Genomic DNA, 5,214 nt, shown 5'->3' with positions numbered 1-5,214 from the left:
TTGTCCGGCGGCGTCCTACTCTCCCACACCCTCACGAGTGCAGTACCATCGGCGCTGGAGGGCTTAGCTTCCGGGTTCGGAATGTGACCGGGCGTTTCCCCTCCGCCATGACCGCCGTAACTCTATCGACATGTCAAACAACACCACACAGTGGTCTGTTGTTCGTTTATCGAGAGTTGCACAGTGGACGCGTAGCAGCTTAGTAGTCAAGTCCTCGGCCTATTAGTACCGGTCAACTGAACCCGTTACCGGGCTTACATTTCCGGCCTATCAACCCAGTCGTCTAGCTGGGGGCCTTACCCCACAAAGTGGGTGGGATACCTCATCTTGAAGCAGGCTTCCCGCTTAGATGCTTTCAGCGGTTATCCCTTCCGAACGTAGCTAACCAGCCGTGCCCCTGGCGGGACAACTGGCACACCAGAGGTTCGTCCGTCCCGGTCCTCTCGTACTAGGGACAGCCCTTCTCAAGTATCCTACGCGCACGGCGGATAGGGACCGAACTGTCTCACGACGTTCTAAACCCAGCTCGCGTACCGCTTTAATGGGCGAACAGCCCAACCCTTGGGACCTGCTACAGCCCCAGGATGCGACGAGCCGACATCGAGGTGCCAAACCATCCCGTCGATATGGACTCTTGGGGAAGATCAGCCTGTTATCCCCGGGGTACCTTTTATCCGTTGAGCGACACCGCTTCCACTCGCAAGTGCCGGATCACTAGTCCCGACTTTCGTCCCTGCTCGACCTGTCAGTCTCACAGTCAAGCTCCCTTGTGTACTTGCACTCAACACCTGATTGCCAACCAGGCTGAGGGAACCTTTGGGCGCCTCCGTTACCTTTTAGGAGGCAACCGCCCCAGTTAAACTACCCACCAGACACTGTCCCTGAACCGGATAACGGTCCGAAGTTAGATACCCAAATCAACCAGAGTGGTATTTCAAGATTGCCTCCACCCATACTGGCGTATGGACTTCACCGGCTCCCACCTATCCTACACAAGCTAATTCGAGTACCAATGTCAAGCTATAGTAAAGGTCCCGGGGTCTTTCCGTCCTGCCGCGCGTAACGAGCATCTTTACTCGTACTGCAATTTCGCCGGGCCTGTGGTTGAGACAGTGGGGAAGTCGTTACGCCATTCGTGCAGGTCGGAACTTACCCGACAAGGAATTTCGCTACCTTAGGATGGTTATAGTTACCACCGCCGTTTACTGGCGCTTAAGTTCTCCGCTTCGCCCCGAAGAGCTAACAGGTCCCCTTAACGTTCCAGCACCGGGCAGGCGTCAGTCCATATACATCGAATTACTTCTTCGCATGGACCTGTGTTTTTAGTAAACAGTCGCTTCCCCCTGCTCTCTGCGGCCATACAACGCTCCACCCGCGCGGGGCTTCACGTCTCCGGCCCCCCTTCTCCCTAAGTTACGGGGGCAATTTGCCGAGTTCCTTAACCACAGTTCGCCCGATCGCCTCGGTATTCTCTACCTGACCACCTGTGTCGGTTTGGGGTACGGGCCGCTAAGAACTCGCTAGAGGCTTTTCTCGGCAGCATAGGATCACTGACTTCACCTGAATCGGCTCGGCATCACGTCTCAGCCTTCATGTGTTGCGGATTTGCCTACAACACGGCCTACACGCTTACCCCGGCACAACCACCGGCCGGGCTCAGCTACCTTCCTGCGTCACCCCATCGCTTGACTACTACCCATCAGGTTCCCACGCTCCCCACCCTCAACCCGAAGGTCTTGGATGGTTTGGGTGGTTAGCACAACGAGGTTCGTCAGGGACGCTCTTTCGCGGGTACGGGAATATCAACCCGTTGTCCATCGACTACGCCTCTCGGCCTCGCCTTAGGTCCCGACTCACCCAGGGCGGATTAGCCTGGCCCTGGAACCCTTGGTCATCCGGCGGAAGGGTTTCTCACCCTTCTTTCGCTACTCATGCCTGCATTCTCACTCGTGCCGCGTCCACAACTGGGTCACCCCGCTGCTTCACTCGCGGCACGACGCTCCCCTACCCATCCACACACCTGCACAAGGAATCAAGTCCAAGCGAGGTTAAAATGTGAATGCCACAGCTTCGGCGGTGTGCTTGAGCCCCGCTACATTGTCGGCGCGGAACCACTTGACCAGTGAGCTATTACGCACTCTTTAAAGGGTGGCTGCTTCTAAGCCAACCTCCTGGTTGTCTATGCGACCCCACATCCTTTTCCACTTAGCACACGCTTAGGGGCCTTAGCTGGTGATCTGGGCTGTTTCCCTCTCGACTACGAAGCTTATCCCCCGCAGTCTCACTGCCGCGCTCTCACTTACCGGCATTCGGAGTTTGGCTGGTTTCGGTAAGCTTGTGGGCCCCCTAGACCATCCAGTGCTCTACCTCCGGCAAGAAACACGCGACGCTGCACCTAAATGCATTTCGGGGAGAACCAGCTATCACGGAGTTTGATTGGCCTTTCACCCCTAACCACAGGTCATCCCCCAATTTTTCAACATTGGTGGGTTCGGCCCTCCACGCGGTCTTACCCGCGCTTCAGCCTGCCCATGGCTAGATCACTCCGCTTCGGGTCTAGGACACGCGACTGAATCGCCCTATTCAGACTCGCTTTCGCTACGGCTCCCCCACACGGGTTAACCTCGCCACATGCCACTAACTCGCAGGCTCATTCTTCAAAAGGCACGCCGTCACCCCGCAAGGCTCCGACGGATTGTAGGCGAACGGTTTCAGGTACTATTTCACTCCCCTCCCGGGGTACTTTTCACCATTCCCTCACGGTACTCGTCCGCTATCGGTCACCAGGAAGTATTTAGGCTTACCAGGTGGTCCTGGCAGATTCACGGCAGATTTCAGGGGTCCGCCGCTACTCGGGAACACCCACAGAAGGTCAGCAACTTTCACCTACCGGACTTTCACCGTCTACGGTCAGCCATTCCAGACTGTTCGACTAGCCACTGACTTTATAACTTCTCGAACAAGTGTCAGCTTGTTCAGTAGGGTCCCACAACCCCGACCACGCAACCCCTGACAGGTATCACACGCAGCCGGTTTAGCCTCAATCCGCTTTCGCTCGCCACTACTCGCGGAATCACTAAATTGTTTTCTCTTCCTACGGGTACTGAGATGTTTCACTTCCCCGCGTTCCCTCCACACACCCTATGTGTTCAGGTGTGGGTGACTGGACATGACTCCAGCCAGGTTTCCCCATTCGGACACCCTGGGATCACAGCTTGGTTGACAGCTCCCCCAGGCCTATCGCGGCCTCCCACGTCCTTCATCGGCTCCTGGTGCCAAGGCATTCACCGTTCGCCCTTGACAACTTGACCACAAAGATGCTCGCGTCCACTGTGCAATTCTCAACAAACGACCAACCCACAACCCATCAGCCCCACACCAAACCCGGACCAACGCCCGGCGGTATGTGGAACCAGGCCATGCCTGGCAGACTCCCGGGCCCCCACAGGGCCCGGACCAGTCTCCGAAAGAAACAACCCACGGGTTGTTCTTTCAGGACCCAACAGGGTGCTCTACGCCATCTCCCAGCCGCACCAAAGACCATCCGTTCCCACCACCCCGAAGAGCAGCTGTACTAGGCGTCTCGGCCGTTGCCGGCAGAAAACTCACCAGTGTCTCCGCCATTTGAGCACCCCGACCCAACATTCGCAGGTCGCGGGCTCCTTGCACCCTTTCAGGTGAAGGTGCTCCTTAGAAAGGAGGTGATCCAGCCGCACCTTCCGGTACGGCTACCTTGTTACGACTTCGTCCCAATCGCCAGCCCCACCTTCGACGGCTCCCTCCCACAAGGGGTTGGGCCACCGGCTTCGGGTGTTGCCGACTTTCGTGACGTGACGGGCGGTGTGTACAAGGCCCGGGAACGTATTCACCGCAGCGTTGCTGATCTGCGATTACTAGCGACTCCGACTTCACGGGGTCGAGTTGCAGACCCCGATCCGAACTGAGACCGGCTTTTTGGGATTCGCTCCACCTCACGGTATCGCAGCCCATTGTACCGGCCATTGTAGCATGCGTGAAGCCCTGGACATAAGGGGCATGATGACTTGACGTCATCCCCACCTTCCTCCGAGTTGACCCCGGCAGTCTTCGATGAGTCCCCGCCATAACGCGCTGGCAACATCGAACGAGGGTTGCGCTCGTTGCGGGACTTAACCCAACATCTCACGACACGAGCTGACGACAGCCATGCACCACCTGTGACCGCCCCCGAAGGACCTGCCATCTCTGACAGTTTTGCGGCCATGTCAAACCCAGGTAAGGTTCTTCGCGTTGCATCGAATTAATCCGCATGCTCCGCCGCTTGTGCGGGCCCCCGTCAATTCCTTTGAGTTTTAGCCTTGCGGCCGTACTCCCCAGGCGGGGCGCTTAATGCGTTAGCTGCGGCACAGGAAACCGGAGAGGCCCCCCACACCTAGCGCCCAACGTTTACAGCGTGGACTACCAGGGTATCTAATCCTGTTCGCTCCCCACGCTTTCGCTCCTCAGCGTCAGTATCGGCCCAGAGACCTGCCTTCGCCATCGGTGTTCCTCCTGATATCTGCGCATTTCACCGCTACACCAGGAATTCCAGTCTCCCCTACCGAACTCTAGCCTGCCCGTATCGACTGCAGGCCCGCAGTTGAGCTGCGGGTTTTCACAGTCGACGCGACAAGCCGCCTACGAGCTCTTTACGCCCAATAAATCCGGACAACGCTCGCACCCTACGTCTTACCGCGGCTGCTGGCACGTAGTTGGCCGGTGCTTCTTCTGCAGGTACCGTCACTCTCGCTTCGTCCCTGCTGAAAGAGGTTTACAACCCGAAGGCCGTCATCCCTCACGCGGCGTCGCTGCATCAGGCTTCCGCCCATTGTGCAATATTCCCCACTGCTGCCTCCCGTAGGAGTCTGGGCCGTGTCTCAGTCCCAGTGTGGCCGGTCGCCCTCTCAGGCCGGCTACCCGTCATCGCCTTGGTAGGCCATCACCCCACCAACAAGCTGATAGGCCGCGAGCCCATCCCAAGCCGAAAAACTTTCCACCAAACCTCATGCGAGACCCAGTAATATTCGGTATTAGCCCCGGTTTCCCGGGGTTATCCCAAAGCTTGGGGCAGGTTGCTCACGTGTTACTCACCCGTTCGCCGCTCGAGTACCCCGAAGGGCCTTTCCGCTCGACTTGCATGTGTTAAGCACGCCGCCAGCGTTCGTCCTGAGCCAGGATCAAACTCTCCAACAAAAA

General features: G+C 57.7%; 3 rRNA genes. All 3 read right to left on the bottom strand.

Going from position 1 to position 5,214, the window contains the following annotated elements:
- Positions 1–2 precede the first annotated feature (2 nt).
- A 5S ribosomal RNA gene (gene rrf, locus ABZU69_RS36765) occupies positions 3–119 on the bottom strand.
- 83 nt (positions 120–202) lie between these two features.
- A 23S ribosomal RNA gene (locus ABZU69_RS36760) occupies positions 203–3,311 on the bottom strand.
- A 383-nt stretch (positions 3,312–3,694) separates the two neighbouring features.
- Positions 3,695–5,211 (bottom strand): 16S ribosomal RNA (locus tag ABZU69_RS36755).
- Together the 16S, 23S and 5S rRNA genes form the textbook arrangement of a ribosomal RNA operon.
- Positions 5,212–5,214: the final 3 nt, after the last annotated feature.

It is taken from the genome of Micromonospora sp. NPDC005206, from assembly GCF_040608175.1.
GTDB lineage: Bacteria > Actinomycetota > Actinomycetes > Mycobacteriales > Micromonosporaceae > Micromonospora.
The sequence above is the reverse complement of the archived record's forward strand: the minus strand, read 5'-3'. Positions and strand labels throughout refer to the sequence as shown.